This is a genomic window from Amycolatopsis sacchari (assembly GCF_900114035.1).
Taxonomy (GTDB): Bacteria; Actinomycetota; Actinomycetes; order Mycobacteriales; family Pseudonocardiaceae; genus Amycolatopsis_E; species Amycolatopsis_E sacchari.
Genome location: NZ_FORP01000032.1, coordinates 43,707 through 65,419, shown reverse-complemented (window position 1 = coordinate 65,419; position 21,713 = coordinate 43,707). Strand labels below are relative to the sequence as shown.

Sequence of the window (21,713 nt, the reverse complement as noted above, 5' to 3'; positions counted from 1 at the left end):
TGCCCTTCGGCGGGGTGAAAGGCTCCGGTTACGGCCTCGAATTCGGCCAGGAAGGCCTCAAAGCCGTCGCCGTCCCCCAGATCATCACCACCTGAAAGACTGGATCCGGAGTCCTCCAGCCAAGGAGGGGAGATGTCCGCTGTTCCCGTGGCGATGCGCTCCGCGGTCAGCCTGGACCTGTGGCGCTCGGCCGTCTCCAAAGCCGTGGTGCCACTGGAGATCGACGAGGTGGGTGGCGTCACCTTCCGCGGCCGCCTGGGGCGGACCGTCGTCGAGGACGTCTCGTTGTTCGACATCGCCGCGACACCCCACGTCGTGCGCCGGACGTCGCGGCTCATCACGCCGGAGGACCGCCGGTTCTACAAGCTGAGCCTGCAGTTGCGGGGCACGGCCGTGCTGGAGCAGGACGGCCGCCGGGCCGAACTGCGCCCGGGAGACCTGGCCATCTACGACACCCACCACCCCTACGACCTGGTCTTCCCCGGCCGGAACCGCGCGATGGTCATCATGTTCCCGCACGAGCTGGTCGATCTCCCGCCTGCCGAGGTGAACCGCGTGACCGCCGTGCGGTTCCCCGGTGATTCCGGCCTCGGCAAGGTCATCAACCCGTTCTTCGTCGAGCTGGGGCGGAACCTGGACCAGCTGGCCGGGGCCAGCGCGTCACGGCTCGTGCATTCGGCGCTGGACCTGCTCGTGACGCTGCTGGCGCAGGAGCTGGACCGCAGGCACAGCGCGGTGGCGAACCCGGCCCGCAGCCTCGCCCGCGAGGTGCGCCAGTACATCCTGGACCACCTCGGCGATCCCGGGCTGACGCCGTCGTCGATCGCGCGTGCCAACCACATTTCGACGAGGCACCTGTACACGATCTTCTCCGGTGGCGAGCCGGTTTCGGCGTGGATCCGTTCGCGGCGGCTCGAGCGCATCCGCCGCGATCTGGCCGACCCGCTGTACGCCGACCGTCCGGTCTCGTGGGTGGCGGGCCGCTGGGGCCTGACCGACGCGGCGCATTTCAGCAGGCTCTTCAAAGCCGAGTTCGGCGAGTCGCCGACGGCCTACCGCTTGCGTTCCGCGGCACGGTGAAATCGCGAGCACACCCGGGGACAAGGGGTGTGCAGTCCGGTGCAAGACACGGCGATCCGTTCGCGGTGACGATGGGCCTCCACTGCTCGTGGCATGGGAGGCCAGGATGAGCGAACGACGGAAGCACGTTCAGCGCCGCCGGTTCCTGCAGGGCGTCGGTGCCGGGATCGCGCTGGGAGCGGTCGGCGGCACGGCGGAGGCGGCTGCGGCCCCCGGGCACGGCAAGGCGGATCTGCTGCTGTACAACGGCAAAGTCCTGACCATGGCCGGGGCTTTCGTGCCCGCGGAAGCCATCGCGATCAGGAACGGCGTGGTGCTGGCCGTCGGGAGCGGCCGCGACCTCCGGCGCTTCACGAACTCGCGGACCGAGGTGGTGGACCTCCGCGGCCGGACGGCCGTGCCCGGGATCAACGACGCGCACTTCCACCCGCTGGGCCTGGGCACCAACCAGCCGCCGCTCACCCTCGACCTCAGCAGGGGCGCGGTCCGGTCCATCGCGGAGATCCGGGACCTCGTCGCGGAGGCCGCCAAGGCGAAGGCGCCGGGGGAGTGGATCCGCGGTTTCGGCTGGGACCAGGGTTATCTGGCCGAGAACCGGTACCCGACGCGGCTGGACATCGACGCGGTTTCGCCGGACAACCCGGTCGCGTTGCGGGAGTGGTCCGGGCACGCCTTGTGGGTGAACTCGAAGGCGCTCGAACTGGCCGGGATCACGCGCGACTCGCAGCCCCCGCTCGGCGGTGTGATCGTCAAGGACGGCAACGGGGAACCGACCGGGCTGCTGCTGGAGGTCGCGGCCAACCTCGTCACCGGGGTGATGCCGGACTTCACCGAGGAGGAGAAGCGCCACGGCCTGCGCCTCGCGGTCGACATCATGCACCAGCACGGGATCACCTCGGTCACCGACGCCGGGATCGATCTCGGGTCGGTCCAGCGGTACCGGGAAATGCTGCGGTCGGGCGAAATCCGGCAGCGGTGCACGATCATGATCGCCGCGTCGAGCGCGGGTGATCTGCGGGAAACGTTGCTGGCGGCCAGAAAACTCGAAATCGACCGGTCGTGGCTGAACGTGAGCCAGGTGAAGATCTACGGCGACGGGGTGCCGACGCAGGCGCGCACGGCGTGGGTGTCCCAGCCGTACGTCGGTGGCGGGAACGGGGGGCTGACGCTGCCGGGGAGTTCGGTGGAGGAGCAGCTTTCGCACCTGCGCCAGTGGGTGCTGACGGCGCACGAGCTGGGGTTCCAGGTGGGTACGCACGCGACGGGCGACCTGACGATCCACGCGGTGGTCGACGCCTACCAGGCGGCGGTGGAACGCTTCGGCGGCCGGTTGCGGCACTACGTGATCCACGGCGACCTCACCACGCGCGAGGACCTGCGGCGCATGGCGCGTTTCGGGTTCCCGGTGAGTTTCAACCCGCAGATCAAGCGGTCGCTGTCGCACCAGCTGGTGGACGTGATCGGCCGGGAGCGCACGGACTACCAGTGGCCGTACCGGACGGCGCTCGGTCTGGGCGTGCGGGTGGGCAGCGCGTCCGACGCCCCGGTGGTGGGACTGCCGGACTTCCGCGAGGGCCTGACGGCGATGCTGACGCGGAAGAGCCTGGCGACGGGCGAGGTCTTCGGGGCGGGGGAGATCATCGGCCTGGAGCAGGCGCTGGCCAGTTACACGACCGCGGGTGCCTGGCAGGACCACGCCGAGCGCTGGAAGGGCACGCTCGCGCCGGGCATGGCCGCCGACGTGACGGTCTTCGACGGCGATCTGCTCCGGACCGCGCCGGAGGAGATCGTGGACCTGCCGATCGCGATGACGGTCGTCGGCGGCCAGGTGGTGTACGACGCCTCGACCGACGCGCGCACGCCCACCGCGTCCCCGGCGGCCGCGGCGAGCGGGCTGGCGAAGTACTGGAGTACCGGTTGCTGCCACGGCTGAGCAAGTCCTCGAGGGACAATGCGGTCCGGACGCAGAATCCGTCAAGTTTCGCGCGTGTCCGCGTCGGCCCAGCGCGCCATCGCCGAGCTGGAGCGTGCGCGGCTACGCCCGGGTGCGATCGCCGAAGCCCTGGACGGCAGGGCCCGGTCGTGCACGGGCCGTTGCGAGCACTGCACAACTACGCGCCCGAGGACTGCACCCGCTTCCAGCCGCCGGTGGGAGATGTTCACCTTCGGGGTTGACCTGGTGCACCCGCCAATGGACGGCCGGGTCGTTCCCGCTCGGCCACCTGCTCACGCTCGAACGCCGGCAGTCGGATCTGGTGGCACTCAGGGGGCGCCATCGTGACGGAAGCTCCCGAGGCGAGGGTAGTCGGGCGACGGGATCGCCAGCCCGACAGCAGCCGCGAACGTGGGGGCAGCCGACGACGCGCAGGTTGCAGCACGGCAGAGCAGGCCACGCGCCAGCCCGGTTTCGTGGTCGATTGCGAAACACCAGCGCGGAGCTGTCCCGCCCACCCGTAACTCGGTCAGGTTTCTCGGATCACGACTGTCGGGAGTCGGCGTCAAGCCGGGCCAGTGCAGCGCTGAGAAATGCGTCCCGGCGTGCCCCGAGCGTATCGGCATCGAGGTCCGGTCGGCCCTGGTCGTGCATGACCGGGACGCAAAACCCCATGTCGGCGAGAGAGCAGGTGGCCGCCACGACGTCCCAGTAGGCAAGGTCGTCCGCCCGCCGCCCTGTGGCCCGCTGCCAGCCTTCGAGCACGTGGTCGGCGGCGGGCAGTCCGAACAACAAGGCTGCGTCGAACCGCGCCCCGCTGAGGTCGATCCCCGGGGATCCGGCGCCCGCGCAGTCCCAATCGACGAGGCCGGTGCAGCGGCCGCCGGACCACAGGGTGTTCCCGTGCCACAGGTCCCCGTGGACGAAGACCGTCGGGCCGCCGGGCGCGGGCAGCCGGTCCAGACGCTCCTCAGCGGCCGTGAGCAGGGCGGTGGTGCCCTTTGCGCGGCGGAGGGCTGTGAAGTCCACATCCGCGATCGAGCGGGTCCGCAGCGGCAGAGCGGGCCGAGGCGTCAACGGAACCGCCTGCAGCGCGGCCGCCGCGGCTCCCAGGCCTCGCAGCCGCTCGGCGGACGCGACCGGCGGGATCGTGCTGTCCCCGGGCAGGACGGTGGTCAGCACCGCCAACGCGCCTGTTTCGGCCCCGTCGAGGTCCGCAGCGATCAGGCGAGCGGCGGGCAACCGATGCTCCGCGGCAACCCGTAGCGCCGCCACCTCCGTGCCGAACCGCCGGCGGTGGTTCGAATCGGCCGGGTCACCGAGCCGCAGTACCGCCGCCTCGACCCGGTCGGCCGGTTCGAACCTCAGCAGCCACGGATTCCCGCCTTCGCGCAAGCCTGTGGCACCGTCCACCCGGACGCCGCCTCCCACCGCGCCGGACACCCAGCGCAGGACCTCCTCGGGCAGCTCCGACACCGCGATCACCCCCGCCGTCCGGCACAGGCTAGTGCGCGGACGGGTCTCGTGGGCCCACCACGCCCTCGGGCGTCAAGCTTGCGACTCCCCGCCGTCGACGAACAGTTCCGTGCCCGTGATGAACTTCGCTTGGGGCGAGGCCAGGAAAGCCACCGCGTCGGCGATTTCGGACGGTTGCCCGAGCCGCCCGAGGGGGACCCGGCCGGCTTCGCCGTCCAGCAGGGCGCGCGCCTGGCCGGGATCGGGCGCCAAGCCCGCGAGCCCGGGGGTGTCGGTCGGCCCCGGGGTCAGCGTGTTGACGCGGATACCCCGCTCGGCGAGCTCGATCGCCCACACACGGCTGAACTGGCGGATCGCCGCCTTGCTCGCCGAGTAGACACCGAACGCGGGGGTCGCCCGCGCGGCCGAGGTCGAGCCGATCACGACGACCGACGCCCCGGGGGTGAGCAGGGGAAGCGCTTTCTGCACCGTGAACACCGTGCCGCGGACGTTGGTCCCGAAGGTCTGGTCGAAGTCTTCCGGCTTGAGTTCCGCGAGCGTGGCGAACGCGCCGCCGCCCGCGTTCGCCACGAGGACGTCGAGGCCCTCGCCGCGTGCGCCGATCGCGGCGTAGACGCGGTCGAGATCGTCGAGGTCCGACACGTCCGCGCGGATGGCGGTGACCCGGTCGCCGAGTTCGGCGACGAGCGCGTCGAGCTGCGCCTGGCGCCGTCCGGTCACGAAGACGTGCGCGCCCTCCCCGGCCAGTCTGGTCGCGATCGCGCGCCCGATCCCGGACGTTCCGCCGGTCACCAGCGCGGTCGTCTGCGTCATGTCGAGTCCTCCCGTGGTTTTTGACTATCGCGTCCATAATACAGTTATGGACGATCTGGTCAACAACGGTTAGGATGAGGACCGTGCCGAGACCGAGGAAGTTCATCGAGGACGAGGTTGTCGCCTCCGCGGGCGAGACCTTCGCGAACCACGGCTACGGCGGCACCACGATAGACGACCTGATGAAGGCCACCGGGCTCGGCAAACAGAGTCTGTACAACGCTTTCGGCGGCAAGCGCGGGCTGTTCCTGAAGGCGCTGTCCGCCAGCGCCGCCGAGGCCGTGGCGGCCGTCGACGAAGCGCTGGCGGGCCCCGGCTCCACGCCGCTGGAGCGGATCAAGGCGCAGATGCTCAAGGTCGCGCTCGCGCTCAGCGAGGACGGTCCGGGTTCGCTGTTCACGAAGGCCACCGTCGAGCTGGGACACCGTGACTCCGACGTCGCCGCGTCGGCGCTGGACGGGTTCACCCGGCTCGAAGGGATCTACTGCCACTGCATCATCGAGGCCCAGCGCAGCGGCGAACTCGCGGCCGACGCCGACCCGCACGCACTGGCGGCGTTCTTCGTCGCCGTCACGCGGGGGATGGAAGTGCTCGCCATGGCCGGGGTCGGCCGCGCCCAGCTGGTCGCGATCGCCACGACGTCCCTGGCGGCCCTCCCCGTGGCCGACGACGCCGGATCCGCTTGATCAGCGCCCCAGTTCCTCCTGCACGGTTCGGATGACGTGCCGGGCGCTGTCCGCCATGACCTGATTCGTGGTGCGGTAGTACGGCAGGGCGATCAGCGCCTGGGAAAGCGCCCGGCCGCGGCCGCGCGCCCAGGTCGCGTCGTCCACCTCCAGCGCCTCGCGGAAAACCCGCCTCGCCCCGGCGGGCAGCAGGTGCCACGCCGGATACAGGTCGCAGGCCGGATCGCCCCTGCCGAGGCACCCGAAGTCGATCACCGCGGACAGCCTGCCGCCTTCCACCAGCAGGTTTCCCGGCATCAGGTCGGCGTGCAGCCACACTCCGGGCTCCGCTGGAGCCGGAGCCCGCAGCGCCTCCTCCCACACAGCCGTCACGAGATCGCAGTCGACTCGTTCTTCCGGAATCTCGCGCAGCCGTCCGATCGCCGCCCGGGTGGCCGAGTCGAGCAAAGTGAGCGGACCGCCACGGTAGGCCCTCGGCGCGTTCGGCAAGGGGATGCGCCGCATGGCCGCCACGAACCCGGCCAGGTCTTCGGCCAGCAGGACCGGCGCGCTCAACGCGCCCGGCCGGGGATGGTCTCCCGGTAACCACCGGTAGACCACCCACGGCCACGGCCAACCCGCGCTGGGCGCGCCGGCACCGAGGACCTCAGGGATGCGAGCAGGCAGCCAGGAAGCCAAGCGTGGCAACCATTCTCGTTCCCGTTCGAGGTCCTGTGCCCCGCTCTCCAGCAACGGCAGCCTGACGACCATGTCATCGCCCAGCCGGTAGATGGCGTTGACGGTGCCGGCGGAGGCGAACCGTTGCACGGGCAGTTCCGCCCACTGCGGGAACTGTGCCGCGATCAGCTCACGGACCGAACCGTCGTCGAGCAGGCGTGCACTGGAATGCGTTTCCCCTGCGACCACGACACGTCATCCCACTCCGCGGCCTGGAGGATGTCAAAAGCTTTCCGCTCGCGGCTCAGCCCAGGTAGGCCTCCGGGGCGGCGTTGGCCCCGTTCCGCCAGGCGGGCGGGAACAGCTTGCCCAGCGTGGCGAGAGTGTCGTCGTCGAGCTTGACGTCCAGCGCGCGCAGTGAGCCGTCGAGGTGGGCGACCGTGCGGGGCCCGATGACCGGCCCGGTCACGCCCTCCTGCGCGAGCAACCACGCGAGCCCGACGTGGGCCGGGTCCTCACCGAGGTCGGCGCACAACTTCTCGTACGCCTCGATGCTGTCCCGGTGCCGGGCGAGCAGGGCGGTCATGAACTCCGAGCCGCTGCGCGAAGCGGTGCCCTCCCGCTGTTTGCGGAGCACTCCGCCGAGCAGGCCGCCGTGCAGCGGCGACCACGCGAGCACGCCCAGCCCGTAGTGCCGGGCGGCGGGCAGCACCTCCAGCTCGATCCAGCGGACCAGCAGGTTGTAGAGCGACTGCTCGCTGACCAGCCCCAGGAAATGCCGCGACCGGGCGGCTTCCTGCGCCTGGGCGAGGTGCCAGCCGGCGAAGTTCGAGGAGCCGAAGTAGAGCACTTTCCCCTGCTGGCGCAGGACCGTGAACGCCTCCCAGATCTCCTCCCACGGCGTGTTCCGGTCGATGCGGTGCATCTGGTACAGGTCGAGGTAGTCGGTCCGCAGCCGCTTGAGCGAGGCGTCGCAGGCGCGGCGGATGTTCAGGGCGGACAGGTAGCCGTCGTTGGGCCAGGAACTCCTCGGGTGGTAGAGCTTCGTGCCCAGCACCGTCTTCTCGCGGCGGCCGCCGCCGGTCGCGAACCAGCGCCCGATGATCTGCTCGGTGACGCCGCTCTCGCCCGAGCCGTCCGTGCGCACGCCGTAGAAGTCGGCGGTGTCGAAGAAGTTGATGCCGTGCTCGTGCGCCCTGTCCATGATCGCGTGACTGTCCTCTTCGGACGTTTCCGGCCCGAAGTTGGCCGTGCCCAGCACGAGCCGGGACACCGTCAGGCCGCTGCGGCCCAGGTGGGTGTACTCCATGTGTCCGGTACTCCGATCAGTTCGCGCAGCCGGTGGGGCGGGCGACGAGTGGGTAGGCGCACAGCTGCCGGGACAACGTGACGGCCCCGGTGGCCGGGTCGGTCAGCGTGGCCGGGATGGACTGCGGGGCCTGTCCGTGTTCGACCCACGCCGCGACCGCCGCCACCGGGTCGTCGGGAACCGGGCCTGCCGCGTTGGCGCAGTGCGCGGCGCCGGGAGCCGGGAACAGGCGGGCGAACGAACTCGTGCCCCCCACCGTCCGCTGGACGTCGCGGTAGTAGTCGACGGTGCCCTGCGGCGGGATCAGCTGGTCCGCGAGCCCGTGCCACATCAGGATCTTGCCCCCGTTGCTGTTGAAGGCGCTCAGGTCCGGATCGTTCGTGTCGAGGGTGGACGAGAACTGCAGCCGGGATTGCGCGAACAGCTGGGAGAACCGGTCATAGGTGAGAGTGCGCCAATCCCAGTCCGGGTTCCGCTGCAGCCAGGTGCCCAGCCACGCCACGGGAAGTCCGAACGGCTCCGGGGTGGTCACCCCGTTCGCGGTCGTCGTCCCCGCGATCATGGACGGCGAAGCACCGCGGGTGAGGCCGTACCACAACGGCAGTCCTCCGGTGAGCTCCGGTCCCTTCCAGATCTTGTTCATCACGGCCGCGTCGGTGGCCGTGATGGTGCCGCAGGGAGTGCTCTCGCCGACCAGTTCGTCGGCGTTCCAGTCACACGACGCCGGGTCACCGATGATCCCGTCGGTGATGCCGTCATCACCGTCACAAGCCTTCACCACCGCCTGGGTGAACGCGTCCTCCTTGCAGGACGGCAGGGCGTCGTTCAGCTGCTTCATGACCAGCGGGGGCCAAAGGGCGGCGGGGACCCAGCTCGTCCAGTTGATCGCCGGTGCGCCGGAGACGATGCCGTTGTAGTCGGCGGGGTACCGCTGCGCCTCCATCAGAGCTTCCCGTCCGCCGGTCGAGCACCCCGTGAAGTAGGAGTACCGGATCTGGTCCGGGTAGAAGCGCTGGGTCACCGCCTTGCCGACGACGGTCATGCCGTGGATGGCGGCGGACGCGAAGTCCTCGATCAGCGGCTGGTTCAGCCGGCCGTTCGAGTCCAGCGCCCACCGGCCGGACACCGCGTCACCCAACGGGACACCGCAGTCGGTGCCCGCTGCCGCGTATCCGTTCTTGATCGTCTCCGCCAGGCCGGGGCTGACGTGCGACCCGGTGGAATAGCCGATGCCGCAGGAGAAACCGCCCCCGCCTACGCCTTGGAAACGGCCGTTCCAGTTCGTCGGCAGCCACACCGCGATGTGGATGGGGTTGCCGGCCGGGTCGGTCTGGGTCAGGTTCACCGCGCAGAAGCCGGGCAGCCCGGTGATCGCGGTGGTGGAGCCGGGTGGGACGTAGCTGCCGGTGGTGTCGAGTACGGCCGAATCGACCTTCAATCGCGGGATGTTCAGCCCGGCTGCCAGGTAACCGGCGCTGCACCGGGCCTGGGTGGACTGCGGGTCGGCCGTGGCCACGACGGCGGTCGAGGCCACCGTCAAGGCGGCCAGCGTCAGCGCGATCAACGTTCTCCGGCCTCGCCGGTGGATGAACATGGTTGCTCCTAGAGGTCGATGACGACTTTGCCGTGGACGTGGCGTGCGGCTTGGAGTTCGACGGCGGGGCGGATCTGGTCGACGGGGAAGGTCGCGGCGATCGGCACGCGGAGGTGGCCTTCGGCGATGAGGGTGGCGATCTCGCCGAGGGCGCTGGTGCCGTTGGCGCCGTTGGCGGGGGTGATGCCGTCGATCTGGGTGGCGATGGTGGTGATGCGGTGGTCGGGGACGCCGAGTGCGCGGGCGGCGTGGACGGTGTCGGTGCCGTGCAGGTCCAGGGCCGCGGTGACACCCTCGGGGGCGAGCGCCCGGACCCGCTCGACCAGGCCCTCGCCGTAGGTGACCGGTTCGGCGCCCAGCGCCCGCAGGGCCTCGGCCGAGGCGGCGGAGCCGGTGCCGATCACCCGGGCCCCGGCGCGGCGGGCGAGCTGGACGGCGAACACCCCGACCCCGCCGCCCGCGCCGCCGATGAGCACCGTGTCCCCAGGCCCGGGTTTGACCACAGCCACCGCGGCGGCCGCGGTGCAGCCGGCGATGGTCAGGGTGGCCGCGGTGCGGTCGTCCACCCCGTCGGGCGTGTGGTAGGCCTCACCGCCGGCGGCGATGGTGCCCGCCACGTCCACCAGGACGTGGTCGGCCACCGCGCGGGAGAGCACCCCGCCGAACACCCGGTCCCCGACCGCGAAGCCCTCCACCCCGGCACCGACCTGGTCCACGGTCCCGGCGTAGTCGGTGCCGAACCCACAGGGCAGGCGCAACCCGAACCGGGCCGCGGTCTCCGGGTCGGAGGTCATGAACCAGTCCATCGGGTTCAACCCCGCCGCGGCCACCCGCACCCGGATCTGCCCCGGCCCGGCCTGCGGCACCGCGACCTCACGCAGCCGCAGCCGCTCCGGACCGCCGAACGACTCGAACTGGACCGCCCGGCTCGTCGTGGTGGGTTCGTTCAAGGGCACTGGATTCTCCTGGAGCTGCTCACGCGACCGTAAACGGACTACGCTTCGGTTAGTTCCTCCACCGTAGCACAAGTGGAGCGCGCTCCGCTTTTCTGGCCGTCGAGGCTCAGGCCGGGGCCCCGGGACGCATCACGCGGCTGAGCACCGCGGACGACCTGACGAAGGTCCCGGGCGTCACCGGGGTCTCGATGCTGCGCGCGCCGGGCGACGTCATCAGCGGTCGCCTACTCGACGAACATCACCGGCCTGGTGTACCTCGCCGTTCCCACGCTGGACGACGTACTCCCCGCCGTCCGCGCGGTCGCGGACCGCTACGAGTTCGCGGTTGCCCCGGAGGCTTCCGCTCGATGTCGAGTTCCGTGCCGTTGGCCCGGAGGCGGGTGGTCATCGGTTCCCCGGGCGCGTGTATTTCCCCCGTTATCCCGGAATGCGTTTCCCGATCGGCGAGCACGCAGAGCAAGAAAGTGCAGACCGGGCGTCGAAATAGCCGTCCGGAAAACTTTCGAGGCGCTGATCGGTCAATTCCGGGTAGCGGACGCCCGGCCGCGCGGAGTTCCGTTCGGTGAGTTCGATCATGTCGGCGGAAATGTCGCAGCCGACGACCTCGCAGGAGAAGTGGTCGGCGATGTGTGAGGCGACCAGGCCGGGGCCGCGCCCGTAGTCGAGCACCGGACTGCGTGTGCGGGCATCGAAACCCAGGTGCCGGAACAGTTCGGGGTAGGCGACGCGCCACTCCAGCGGGTTCCCCAGTGCGGCGTAAACGCTCGCTTCGCTGCGCGAATTCCACCACGACACCTTTGTCATCCAGGCCTCCCCAAGAACGTTTTCACCGGGTTTCCGGTGAACCGATCTGAAGCCATCTCGCAGATGGGCCGGTCGAGGCGCGTCGCGGGAGGGCGATCTAGACTCGCGCGATGGGGACCGGCAGGAGAGCCCGCGTGCAGGACGTGCACGACCTGGCGATGGGGATGCCGCACGTGGAGCGCGTCCCCGGCTCGCAGGGCAGGCCCGTCTACCAGGTCGGGCGCCGGTCCTTCGTGTTCTTCCGCAACCCGCGGCCGGACGCGGTGGATCCGGAGACCGGCGAGCGCTACGACGACGTGATCGTGTTCTGGGTCGGGTCCGAGGCGGACAAGGAAGCCCTGGTCGCCGACGAGCGGACCCCGTTCTTCACCACGCCCCACTTCGACGGGCACCCCTCGGTCCTGCTGCGGGAATCGCGCATCGGCGAGCTCAGCTACGACGAGCTGGCCGAGATCGTGCAGGACGCGTGGCTGGCCCGGGCGTCACCGAGGAGGGCCCAGGCCTGGCTCGAGGCACACGGCCTTTAGTCCACAAAGGACGCCCGTGTCGGCGTTCACCGCCCGGCGGCTGCTTTCGCGGCTCGCTCGACCTCCGCGCGCCGTGCTGCCCAGAAGGCCGCGTCGCGTTGCGTGTTCGGGTAGCCGGCCGCGACTCCCGTCGCGCCGTCGAGCTGTTCGCGCAGGATGTCGGCGTGCCCGGCGTGCCTGCTGGTTTCGGTGAGCATGTGGACCAGGACGTTGAACAGCAGGACGTCCGGGCGTGGCCACCAGGGCACGTGGCCCGGCGCGTCGAGGGCGAGTTCGGTGATCGTCGCGTCGGAGTGCTCCCACACGCGCCGGTAGCGCTCGGTGATCTCCTCGCGCGTCTCGTGCTCGCTCGCCCACAGGTCCCTACCGCGTGCCCCGGTGTCGTCCCACCGGGGGAGGGGTTCGGGGAAAGGACGGCCGAAGACCTCGCCGAAGTACCGGGACTCCCACACCGAAAGGTGCTTGACCAGGCCGAGGAGGTTGGTTCCCGTCGAGGTCAGCGGGCGGCGGATGTCGTACTCGCCGAGCCCGTCGAGCTTCCAGAGCATCGTCTCGCGGATCTCTCGCAGATCACCGTGCAGGTACTCTTTCGCGAAGTCGTCGATCACGGGGCACGAGCCTGGCACGCGCCGGCTGCCGGGCTCAACCCGCGCCCGGGTCCTCCGTGCTCACAGGGCTGTCGCTGCCGGACGGCGGGTTCGCCGAGGACGCTTGGGCGGCCACCAGCGCGGACACGACGGCGACGACACCGGTCAGCACGTAGGCGTTGCCGATCCAGTGCTGGTCCGGGGGCCACTCCTGCCCGGGCCGGTCGAAGGAAGGCAGGTGGCGAAAGGGCGCGAGCACGAACACCGCACCCACCGCGGCCAGCAGGGCGGGGGCGATCCACACCCAGTGGTGCGACCACGAGATGGGGGAGACCAGCACGGCGGCGGTGGCGTTGAGCAGGAGCGCCACCACCGGGTGGGCGCGGCGCACGGTGACCGCGACAGCCGCCACGACGGCGCCGGAGATCCCGAGCCAGGGCGCCGTCGTGAGGCCCGGCGCGGGCCCGAAGCGGGCCAGGGTGGCCAGGACGGTCTGGTTGGTGCGGAACGTGGAACCGCTGAGACCGGAGGCGCCCGCGAGGCCGCCGAGCCAGTAACGCCGACGCGTCCGGGGCCACGAGTCAGGAAAGCCCGGTCACTCCCGCGAACGTGGCGATCGCGGTGCCCAGCGCCCGGTGGTCGCGGCGGACCAGGAAGAACAGCAGGAACGCCAACGGGGTCAGCTTGATCGCGGCCGCCAGTCCGACTCCGGTCCCGCGCGCCCGGCGGCGCGCCAGCAGCACGTCGGCGGTGACCAGGCCCATCAGGAGCAGGTTGACCTGCCCGAAGTCGAACGTGCTGTGCACGGGTTCGAGCCACACCAGTGTCACCGCGGCAGGGCGGGATCGTCCGGCTGTCCCCGTTCGCGCTGCCCGGTGTGGTGGCCGGGGAGCGGCGGGGCATCGGAGGCGTTGTCCGGCCGCAGGGCGGTCAGGATCTCCTGGGGTGAGGTGAGCAGGTGCGGGTGGTGGTCGAGGAGGAGTTGCTGGGCGGCGGTGAGCTGGTGCACGGCGACCGTCCACTCGACCTTCACGATGAGCAGGGCGCCCACCCGGATCACCGCGTCCTTGGTCGTGTGCAGTGCGGCGAGCACCGGCCCGAGGTTCTGCATCATCGTCGCGGTGACGGTGGCGTCCTGGGCGAGCACGAGACGCGAGTCGAGCACGTGCGCGGCGGCGGCCGCGGCTTCCCGGCCGGGGCGGGAGGTGGCGGCGGCGCGTGTCCTGGCGCGCATCCGCCGGAACCACGAGCCCCGCACGGGGTCGTCCCGGTCGGCGATTTCGGCCCCGGCCAGGTCGAGCAGGTCCTCGACAGCGGCCTGGACCCGTTCGTGGCCGGATTCGTCGCCCAGGTAGATCGTGACCGGGAACGTCGTCCCAACCTCGCCCACGGTCTCCGCGGGCGGAGTGGCCTGGAGCCGGTACCCGACCCCGCGCACGCTTTCGATCCGCGCCGGCGGACCGAGCTTCGTGCGGAGCCGGGCGATCACGGCGTCCAGGGCGGGGCCGTCGAACTGGCCGTGCAGCCGTTCCTCCAGAGCGGCGCGCGGCACCACCTGGTCCTGGCTTGCCATCAGCGCTTCGAGAACGGCGAATTCGGTGGAGGTGAGGGTGAGCGGAACACCGTCGCGGTGCACCTGGTACCGGGCCAGGTCGAGTTCGAGGCTCCCGGCTCGCAGCACGTCCGGCGCGAGGAGCGCCGCGCGGCGGCTCAGGCCGTGCAGCCTCGCGACCAGCTCACCGGGGTCGAACGGTTTGACCAGGTAGTCGTACTCTTCGGGGGACCGCAGGACATCCAGGCCGACCGCCTGCCCCTCGACGAGGAACAGCACCGGCATCGGCCACCCCGCCGCCCACCGGGTCCGCACGTGGTCCAGCGCGTCACCGCCGGGCAGGAAACGCTCGACCACGACGCAGTCGTAGCTCCCGGCGGCCAGCGCCCGGTCGGCCTCCGGCAGGTCGGCGGCGGTGTCCACGTCGATTCCCCTGCGGCGCAGCGCATCCGCCAGGGTCAGGCGGAGTTCGTCATCGTCCTCGACGACCAGGACCCGCATCCGCAACACCTCACCTCACGCCGGGCGGAGTCCCATCATCCACCACGTCGGGCGCCGGTGATCACCCTGCCGCAGGCGGCGGTCGAAAATCCCTGTTGCGGCCGCTTTTTCCGGTTCTCAGCAAGTGCTTGAACGGCGTAAAGCGAGGTGACAGCCGGAAGCCGCCCGCCGTTCCGCGAACGTTCACCGACTGCCCCTCCCCGCATCACTTGCTGTGCCTAAGTTCCTGACAGCTCGAGAAGAGAGGGGCTCATGGACACGACCTCAGCGGTCCGGGCGCGCGGGATCGGCAAGTGGTTCGGGGAGGTCATCGCCCTCGACGGGGTCGACCTCGACGTGGCGCCGGGGCAGATCCACGGGCTGGTCGGCCCCAACGGCGCCGGCAAGACCACCCTGCTGGGCCTGCTGCTGGGCCTGGCCGTCCCCGACGAGGGCGGCCTCGAAGTGCTGGGCACCCCGGTCGGGCGCGCGCTCGCGGTGCCCGAGGGGGTCGCCGGTTTCGTCGACGGCCCCGGCCTCTACCCCTCCCTCACGGCGAGGCAGAACCTCGCCGCACTGGCCGCGTTGCGCGGGACCGGGACGGACGCGATCGACGACGTGCTCGAACAGGTCGGGCTCACCGACGTGGCGGCCGACCGGGTCCGCGGCTTCTCCCTCGGCATGCGCCAGCGGCTCGGGCTCGCGGCGGCGCTGCTGACCCGTCCCCGGCTGCTCGTGCTCGACGAGCCGGCCAACGGCCTGGACCCGGCGGGCAAGAAGCACGTCCACGGGGTGCTCACCCGGCTGGCCGCCGACGGCGCGACCGTCGTGCTGTCCAGCCACCGCATGGACGACCTCGAAGCGCTGTGCTCGGAGGTCACCATCCTCGCCACCGGCCGCGTCGTGTTCTCCGGTCCGCTGAGCAAGCTGTCGACCGAGAACCGCGAGCTCGACTACCGGCTGCGCACCTCCGACCCGGAGGCCGCCCGGGAGCTGGTCGCCGGAGCACCCGGCGTCCGGCTCCTCGACGAGCCCGGGGCGCGGCAGGACGGCGACGTGCTCGTGGTGCGCACGCTCGTGCCCGCGCTCGACGAGCTGGTCGCGCGGCTCGTGCGGGCCGGCATCGGGGTGCGCGAGCTCGCCCCCGTGGTGTCACCGCTCGAAGCCGCGTTCCTCGCGCTCACCGAACAGGAAGGCGCCACCCGATGACCGCGACCGTCGCCGACGCGCCCGCCCGCCCCGTTCCCGTCACCCGCGGGTACCGCTTCGAACTGGTCAAGCTGCTGGCCCAGTGGCGGATCCGGCTGCTGGTCATCGCCTGCTGGCTCGCCCCCGCCGTCTTCGTCGCGCTGGTGAGCCAGCAGAGCTCGCTGCCCACCGACACCACGTTCGGCCGCTGGATGCACGCCACCGGCTGGGCCGGACCGCTGGTGCTGCTCGGTTTCGCTGGCACCTACGCGCTCCCGCTGCTGACCTCGCTGGTCGCCGGGGACGTCTTCGCCGCCGAGGACCGGCTCGGCACCTGGCGGCACCTGCTGGTGGCCGTCCGCTCGTCCCGGCGGATCTTCGTGGCGAAGTCGCTGGCCAGCCTCACCGTCATCCTGCTGCTCGTGGTGGGGCTGGCGGTGTCCGGGATCGTCGGCGGGCTCGCGGCGGTGGGGAACCAGCCGCTGCCGGGGCTCGACGGCCACCTGCTGGCGCCGGGTGACGCGGCGGGGAAGGTCCTGCTTTCGTGGGTCTGCGTGCTCGCCCCGACGCTGGCGCTGGCGGGGATCGGGCTGCTCGGCTCTGTCGCGTTCGGACGGTCGCCGATGGGGCTGCTGCTGCCCGTGGTCGTCGCGCTCGCGATGGACCTCGCGCAGATGCTGCCGCTGCCCGTCGCGGTGCGCTTCGCCCTGCCCAGCTACGGCTTCATCGCCTGGACCGGCCTGTTCACCGATCCGCCGCCGCTCGGCCCGCTGCTCATCAGCACCGCGGTGAGCCTGGTGTGGGCGGTGGTCGCGACGGCGCTGGCGTACCTGCTGTTCCTGCGCCGCGACTTCACCAGCCACACCTACGACGGCTCGGGCCGCCGCGCGCTGACCGCCGGAGCCCTGCCGCTGGCCGGGCTCCTCGCGGCCACGGTCGGGATCATCGCGGCTTCGATCCCGTCGCTCGCTTCGGGGATCGAGCAGGACAAGGTGCAGGACTCGGTCTCCACCGCGTTCGCGCACCTCTACCGCCTCCAGACCGAGCAGCTGCACCGGCCCGACGTCACCGAGGCGCAGCTGGCGGCGACGACCGCGTGCACCAAGGGCGATGGCCTGGTCGCACCCGAGGGCCCCGGCAACGACTGGCGCTGCGTCGTCTCCTGGCACCTGCCCGGCATCACGGCCACCGGCCAGGCCATCTACCAGCTCGACGTGACCCCGGACGGGCGGTACGTCGCCGACGGCGACGGACCGAAGGAAGTGAACGGCTACTTCCAGGTGCGCACCCCCACCGGGGACGAACCGAACCCGCTCTGGCAGTTCGACGGCACCGTCGACCTGCTCCCCACCACACCGAAGGGATGACCCCATGCAGGTAACACGCCGCAGACGGCGTGCCGGGAAGGCGAAACCCCGCCTCCTCGCGCACCGCGGCGGTCGCGTGCGCCTCGCGACCGCCGGCACCACCACCCTCGCGCTCGTCGCGGTGGGTGGCGGTGTCGGCGCCGCCTCGACGCAGCAGTTCGGCGACGAGCACGTCGGCCAGCTCACCGACAAGGGCCAGGTCGTCTCCAGCGACCAGTACATCGACCCGATCGGCGATCGCCTCGTCGTGAACAACGGCAAGATCATGGCGTCGGCGGTGAGCCCGGACGGCGGTCACCTCGCCGCGCTGACGACGGACGGCGGGATCGCGCTCACCATCGTCGACCTGAAGAACTGGAAGGTGCAGCAGCTCGTCGGCAACTCCGCGACGGCGAACCTCAAGATCAGCGGGAACGACGTCGGCCAGGAAGGGCCCACGTACTCCCCGGACGGCAAGACGCTCTGGATGGCGCAGACCGACGGCTACACCAGGTTCACGGTGAACCCCGACGGCACCGTCGCCAACCCGACGTCGATCAAGATCCCGGCCGACGGTGACAAGCACGCGCTCGTGGCCCAGGCCCTGTTCTCGCCGGACGGGTCCACTGTGTACTCCGCGGTGAACGGGCAGAACCGCGTGGTCGCCCTCGACGCGGCGACCGGCGCGGTCCAGCGGAGCTGGGCCGTGGGCAACGCCCCGCGTGACCTGGCGCGCGTCGGGAACAAGCTCTACGTCAGCAACGAAGGCGGGCGCCCGGCCGGTCCCGGCGACAGCACGCTGAACTCCTACGGCACGCAGGTCCCCGCCGACCCGTTCACCGGCGCCACCACCACCGGCACGGTCAGCGTCATCGACCTGGCGAACCCCGCGGCCGCGCCGAGGAGCATCGACGTCGGCCTGCACCCGACGGCGCTCTACGCCAAGAACGGTGCGTTGTTCGTCGCCAACACCAACAGCAACACCGTGTCCGTCATCGACACCGGCCGCGACAAGGTGGTGCAGACCATCGCGACGCAGCCGTGGCCGGAGGCGACGGTCGGCTACGAGCCGGACGGCATCACCCTCACCGACGACGGGCACCTGCTGGTGACGCTCGGGCGCGCCAACGCTGTGGCGGTGTACCGCTACAGCCGCGCGCAGGAGCCGGTGAGCTACGTCGGACTCCTGCCGACGGACTACTTCCCGACGGCGATCACGACCGTCGGCAAGGACGTCGTGGTCTCCAACACCCGCGGGATCGACGCGCTGCGCCCCACGACGGCGGCCGGGCACACGACCCACGACACCACGTCGAGCGTGCAGCGGTTCCGGCTGCCGAACGACGGCGCCATCCACGGCTACACCGCCAAGGTCTTCCAGCAGAACGGGTGGACGCCCAACTCGGTGCGGGTGGCCAACGGCAAGGGCGCCAAGAAGCCGGTTCCGGTGCCGGACAAGCTCGGCGACCCCTCGACCATCAAGCACGTCTTCCTCGTGGTCAAGGAGAACCGGACGTACGACCAGCTCTTCGGCGACGACCCGCGCGGCAACGGCGACGCGGCGCTCGCGCAGTTCGGCGAGAACGTGACCCCGAACCAGCACGCGCTGGAGCGGCAGTTCGGGCTCTACGACAACACCTACGACATCGGCACGAACTCGGCCGAGGGGCACAACTGGCTGATGCAGGCCGACAACCCCGAGTACACCGAGTCCTCGGCCGGTGAGTACCTGCGCAGCTACGACACCGAGGACGACGCGCTCGGCCACCAGAGCTCCGGCTTCCTGTGGACCGGTGCGCAGGCGGCGGGCAGGACCGTGCGGGACTTCGGGGAGTTCCACCAGTTCCTGACCAAGCCCGCGGCCGCGACGTGGCAGAACCTGTACTGCGACACCAAGAACATGGCGGCGACCGGGCAGAACACCGCCTACCCGCTGGTTTCGTCGTCGCCGATCCCGTCGCTGAACTCCGTGTCGGTGCCCGGCTTCCCGAAGTTCGACACGTCGGTGCCGGACATCTACCGGTACCAGATATGGAAGCAGGACTTCGAGAAGAACGGCCCGGCCGACCTGAACATGTTCTGGCTGTCCAGCGACCACACCGGCGGGCCCGCCAACGCGGCCGCGCAGGTGGCCGACAACGACCTGGCGCTCGGCCAGATCGTCGACACCATCTCGCACAGCCAGTACTGGAAGGACTCGGCGATCTTCGTCGTCGAGGACGACTCGCAGGCCGGTCTGGACCACGTCGACGGGCACCGGGCGCCGGTGCAGATCATCAGCCCGTACGCGCAGCACGGGGTCGTGGACAGCCGGTACTACTCGCAGATCACCATGATCCGCACGATCGAGCAGATCCTCGGCATCAAGCCGATGAACCAGAAGGACAGCGCGGCCACGCCGATGAGCACGGCCTTCACGGCGAAGCCGGACTTCACCCCGTTCACGGCGGTGCCGAACCGGACTTCGCTGACGCTGGGCGTTTCGCCGCAGCCGACGTGCGGCCCGGACGTCGTCGCGCCGCAGGACGCCGCCGTCCAGCCGTCGGCCACGGTGCCGGCGGACAAGCAGCAGGTGGCGGCCCAGTGGCAGGCCTGGCAGGCGCGGCAGCGCCTGACCGGCCCGGACGCCGTGGCCGACTACGCCAACCCCGCGCAGATGGACCACTTCACGTGGTACCAGACGCACGGGTGGGCGCAGCCGTACCCGGGTGAGGACCGGATCTACGCCCCGGAGCAGGTGCCGGGCGCGTACATCCCGTCCTCGGATTCCGACTGACGTCGCTGGTGTGAGCAGGGCCCCGGCCGCCGGCCGGGGCCCTGTGCCGTGCCACCCTCGGTGTCTGCTGTCCGGGAAGTTCAGCCGCGACGAGGAACGGGTGTGGAACGTGCTGGAAGTGCTGAGGCCGACCGCCGGCGCCCACGGCTGCGGGGATCGCGCCGGCCTGGGGGCCAGGCGGCTCGCCCAGCTCCAGGACAACCTCGCCGCGGTCGACGTCGAGCTGCGGGAGGACGAGATCCGGCGACTGGACGAGGTCAGCGAGCTGCCGCCCGAGTACCCGGGCCGGATGCTCAGCACGCAGGGAGCGGACCGCTGGGGAGTGACGGATCTCTGGCGGGACCGGGTTGCGCCGGTGGCGGGATTGGACCTCGCCCCGGAGGGTGCTCGTCACCGCCGACCGGATTCGCTCCCGTGCCGGGTGATCCGGCGGCGGCAAGCCCTCGCAGGGCGCGCCGCGGATCGGTGATCGATCGGCCGCGGGCGGCGGCCGCCTCGGCGAGCAGTGCGGGCACCGTCGCCGCCGGTGGGAGGCACCGCGCCGCGGCGGCCGTCAGGTAGTCGGCGGCGATGAGGCGCGCCTCCCGGCGGGGGATGCCTTCGAGCGAGGTGAGGCGAAGGGCCAGCGTGGTCTGCCGTTCGGTGGCCTCGCGCAAGCGGTCCGGGTGCAGCCGCAGGTGGTCCAGCAGCCCGGTGAGCAGGTGCAGCGCCTCCGCCGTGTTCCGGTACGCCGTCGTCGCGTCGGTGCCGAGGTCCGCCGAGAGGCGCCGGACCCGGCCCAGCGCCGGGTAGTACCGCTTGCCGGGCAGGGCGGGGGAGGGGGCGGCGAACTCGTCCGGGAGGTCGGCGAACCCGTATCCCGCTTTGGTCCAAGCGTCGAGATCAGCCGCGAACTCGTGCACCGCCGCGACGAGGACCGACAGTTCGGCGGTGTGCGCCGCCTCCCGCGCACGTGCCTCGAGGTACTCCGTGACCGTGACTTCTTCGCCGGTTGCGGCGTAAGCGGGCAGGGGCCAGTCCGCCGAACGCGCCGCGAGGCGGCGAGCGGCAGCGGCGAGTTCGAGCAGGTGCCCGGTCACCGGCTCCGTGGCGAGCGAGAGAGCGCGTCGTCTTCGTCCCGAACTAACTTGCTGCACAGCCAGCAAGTTACCAGGGAAGCCGCCGTCCGTCCACGGCAGGCCGGCGTGGAGGAGTTCGCGTCAGGCACAGCGCCGGGCGGCGGCCATCGAATGGTCCTCGTTCACCGGCTCTCCGGCGGTGTGCGGCGGCGACGGCGGAAGGCGGCGGCGAGCCGGGAGTGGGGCTGCCAGTTGAGCCCGTTGGGCAGGTTCCAGCCGAACTTCAGCGCGGCCAGCCGGAACAGCAGCGCGCCCACGACACCGATCGCGAACCCGGCGACCGGCGCGCCGAGGTAGGTGCAGATGACCATGGTGGCGGCCACGGCCGCCGCGACCGTGCCGTAGAGCGGGGTGCCGCCGAAGACCGCCGGTACCCGCCGCAGGAGCACGTCGCGCAGTGCGCCGCCGCCGACGGCCGTCGTGGTCCCCAGCAGGACCGCGGGCAGCCAGCCCAGCCCGGCGGCGAGCGTCTTCTGCGCGCCGCTGACGGCCCACAGCCCGATGACGGCGGCGTCGAGCGCGGTGAACACGCGGTCCCAGGCCCGGGCGCCGATGGAGACGGCGAACGCGACGAACGCCCCGGCGAGCGCGGTCGGGAGGTAGGCGTAGTCGGTGAGCGCGACGGGTGTTCCGTGCTGCAGGAGCGTGTCCCGGATGACGCCTCCGCCGAGCCCGGAAATACTGCCCACCACGAGGATCCCGAACAGGTCCAGCCGTTCGCTGCGCCCGACCGCCCCGCCCAGGATCGCGGCGGCGAACACCCCGGCGAGGTCCAGGTACCGCGCCGCCTGGTTGATCGCTTCCACAGTGGTGTCACCCGCCATGGTCGAA

20 protein-coding genes are annotated in these 21,713 nt (G+C 71.3%); 7 read left to right on the top strand and 13 right to left on the bottom strand.

The genetic code is table 11. The features are described 5' to 3' along the window. Nucleotides 1–132: 132 nt before the first annotated feature. Both BMZ92_RS32970 and BMZ92_RS32965 read left to right on the top strand, forming a co-directional pair. Nucleotides 133–1,080 carry an AraC-like ligand-binding domain-containing protein gene (locus BMZ92_RS32970; protein WP_091515795.1) on the top strand — a complete coding sequence of 316 codons (948 nt, stop codon included), beginning with the start codon at nt 133–135 and terminating at the stop codon, nt 1,078–1,080. 106 nt (nt 1,081–1,186) lie between these two features. Further along, a complete protein-coding gene (locus BMZ92_RS32965) occupies nt 1,187–3,013 on the top strand; it encodes an amidohydrolase (RefSeq protein WP_091515793.1) in 1,827 nt (608 codons plus the stop codon). 543 nt (nt 3,014–3,556) lie between these two features. Here the strand turns inward: BMZ92_RS32965 and BMZ92_RS32960 are convergent. Next, entirely contained in the window at nt 3,557–4,489 is a 933-nt protein-coding gene (locus BMZ92_RS32960) for a phosphotransferase family protein (protein ID WP_245783401.1), read from the bottom strand. Between the two features lie 72 nt (nt 4,490–4,561). Continuing rightward, nucleotides 4,562–5,302, bottom strand: a complete 741-nt coding sequence (locus tag BMZ92_RS32955; protein ID WP_091515788.1) for an SDR family NAD(P)-dependent oxidoreductase — start codon at nt 5,300–5,302, stop codon at nt 4,562–4,564. An 83-nt stretch (nt 5,303–5,385) separates the two neighbouring features. Between BMZ92_RS32955 and BMZ92_RS32950 the strand changes: the two genes are divergently transcribed. Then, nucleotides 5,386–5,988, top strand: coding sequence for a TetR/AcrR family transcriptional regulator (locus BMZ92_RS32950; RefSeq protein WP_091515785.1), 603 nt, complete (start codon nt 5,386–5,388; stop codon nt 5,986–5,988). On the opposite strand, the gene BMZ92_RS32945 is transcribed toward BMZ92_RS32950, so the two are convergent. The 5 genes from BMZ92_RS32945 to BMZ92_RS32925 form a co-directional block, all read right to left on the bottom strand. Continuing rightward, nucleotides 5,989–6,894, bottom strand: coding sequence for an aminoglycoside phosphotransferase family protein (locus tag BMZ92_RS32945; protein WP_091515783.1), 906 nt, complete (start codon nt 6,892–6,894; stop codon nt 5,989–5,991). A 55-nt stretch (nt 6,895–6,949) separates the two neighbouring features. After that, complete coding sequence (locus BMZ92_RS32940) at nt 6,950–7,954, bottom strand: aldo/keto reductase (RefSeq protein ID WP_091515780.1); 1,005 nt, start codon at nt 7,952–7,954, stop codon at nt 6,950–6,952. Nucleotides 7,955–7,970: 16 nt separating this feature from the next. Further along, a complete protein-coding gene (locus BMZ92_RS32935) occupies nt 7,971–9,548 on the bottom strand; it encodes a tannase/feruloyl esterase family alpha/beta hydrolase (RefSeq protein ID WP_091515778.1) in 1,578 nt (525 codons plus the stop codon). A gap of 8 nt (nt 9,549–9,556) precedes the next feature. Continuing rightward, nucleotides 9,557–10,498: an NADP-dependent oxidoreductase gene (locus tag BMZ92_RS32930; protein ID WP_425425886.1), complete on the bottom strand. Its 942-nt coding sequence runs from the start codon at nt 10,496–10,498 to the stop codon at nt 9,557–9,559. Nucleotides 10,499–10,921: 423 nt separating this feature from the next. Further along, on the bottom strand, nt 10,922–11,308 hold the full coding sequence (locus tag BMZ92_RS32925) for a class I SAM-dependent methyltransferase (RefSeq protein ID WP_091515773.1): 387 nt from the start codon (nt 11,306–11,308) through the stop codon (nt 10,922–10,924). A 110-nt stretch (nt 11,309–11,418) separates the two neighbouring features. Between BMZ92_RS32925 and BMZ92_RS32920 the strand changes: the two genes are divergently transcribed. After that, complete coding sequence (locus BMZ92_RS32920; protein WP_091515771.1) at nt 11,419–11,835, top strand: MmcQ/YjbR family DNA-binding protein; 417 nt, start codon at nt 11,419–11,421, stop codon at nt 11,833–11,835. A 26-nt stretch (nt 11,836–11,861) separates the two neighbouring features. Here BMZ92_RS32920 and BMZ92_RS32915 read toward each other — a convergent pair whose 3' ends face one another. From BMZ92_RS32915 to BMZ92_RS32905, 4 genes are all read right to left on the bottom strand, one after another. After that, a complete protein-coding gene (locus BMZ92_RS32915; protein WP_091515769.1) occupies nt 11,862–12,443 on the bottom strand; it encodes a DinB family protein in 582 nt (193 codons plus the stop codon). Between the two features lie 34 nt (nt 12,444–12,477). Next, nucleotides 12,478–12,834, bottom strand: coding sequence for a hypothetical protein (locus BMZ92_RS37680; protein WP_177228974.1), 357 nt, complete (start codon nt 12,832–12,834; stop codon nt 12,478–12,480). Between the two features lie 169 nt (nt 12,835–13,003). Beyond that, nucleotides 13,004–13,252, bottom strand: coding sequence for a glycosyltransferase 87 family protein (locus BMZ92_RS37675; RefSeq protein WP_177228973.1), 249 nt, complete (start codon nt 13,250–13,252; stop codon nt 13,004–13,006). Beyond that, the gene (locus tag BMZ92_RS32905) at nt 13,249–14,475 is read right to left on the bottom strand and encodes a response regulator transcription factor (RefSeq protein WP_091515766.1); all 1,227 of its coding nucleotides are present in this window, start codon (nt 14,473–14,475) and stop codon (nt 13,249–13,251) included. The genes BMZ92_RS37675 and BMZ92_RS32905 overlap by 4 nt, the downstream gene beginning before the upstream one ends. Nucleotides 14,476–14,727: 252 nt before the next feature. Between BMZ92_RS32905 and BMZ92_RS32900 the strand changes: the two genes are divergently transcribed. From BMZ92_RS32900 to BMZ92_RS32890, 3 genes are read left to right on the top strand one after another with little or no spacing between them, the layout of a single operon-like run. Further along, nucleotides 14,728–15,663, top strand: coding sequence for an ABC transporter ATP-binding protein (locus BMZ92_RS32900; RefSeq protein WP_091515765.1), 936 nt, complete (start codon nt 14,728–14,730; stop codon nt 15,661–15,663). Next, nucleotides 15,660–17,009, top strand: coding sequence for an ABC transporter permease (locus BMZ92_RS32895; protein ID WP_091515762.1), 1,350 nt, complete (start codon nt 15,660–15,662; stop codon nt 17,007–17,009). Before BMZ92_RS32900 ends, BMZ92_RS32895 begins: the two co-directional genes overlap by 4 nt. A gap of 4 nt (nt 17,010–17,013) precedes the next feature. Beyond that, on the top strand, nt 17,014–19,764 hold the full coding sequence (locus BMZ92_RS32890) for an alkaline phosphatase family protein (RefSeq protein ID WP_091515761.1): 2,751 nt from the start codon (nt 17,014–17,016) through the stop codon (nt 19,762–19,764). A gap of 293 nt (nt 19,765–20,057) precedes the next feature. Here the strand turns inward: BMZ92_RS32890 and BMZ92_RS32885 are convergent, their stop codons facing one another. Continuing rightward, nucleotides 20,058–20,900, bottom strand: a complete 843-nt coding sequence (locus BMZ92_RS32885; protein ID WP_143250001.1) for a hypothetical protein — start codon at nt 20,898–20,900, stop codon at nt 20,058–20,060. Between the two features lie 104 nt (nt 20,901–21,004). Continuing rightward, a complete protein-coding gene (locus tag BMZ92_RS32880) occupies nt 21,005–21,706 on the bottom strand; it encodes a trimeric intracellular cation channel family protein (protein ID WP_091515757.1) in 702 nt (233 codons plus the stop codon). Nucleotides 21,707–21,713: the final 7 nt, after the last annotated feature.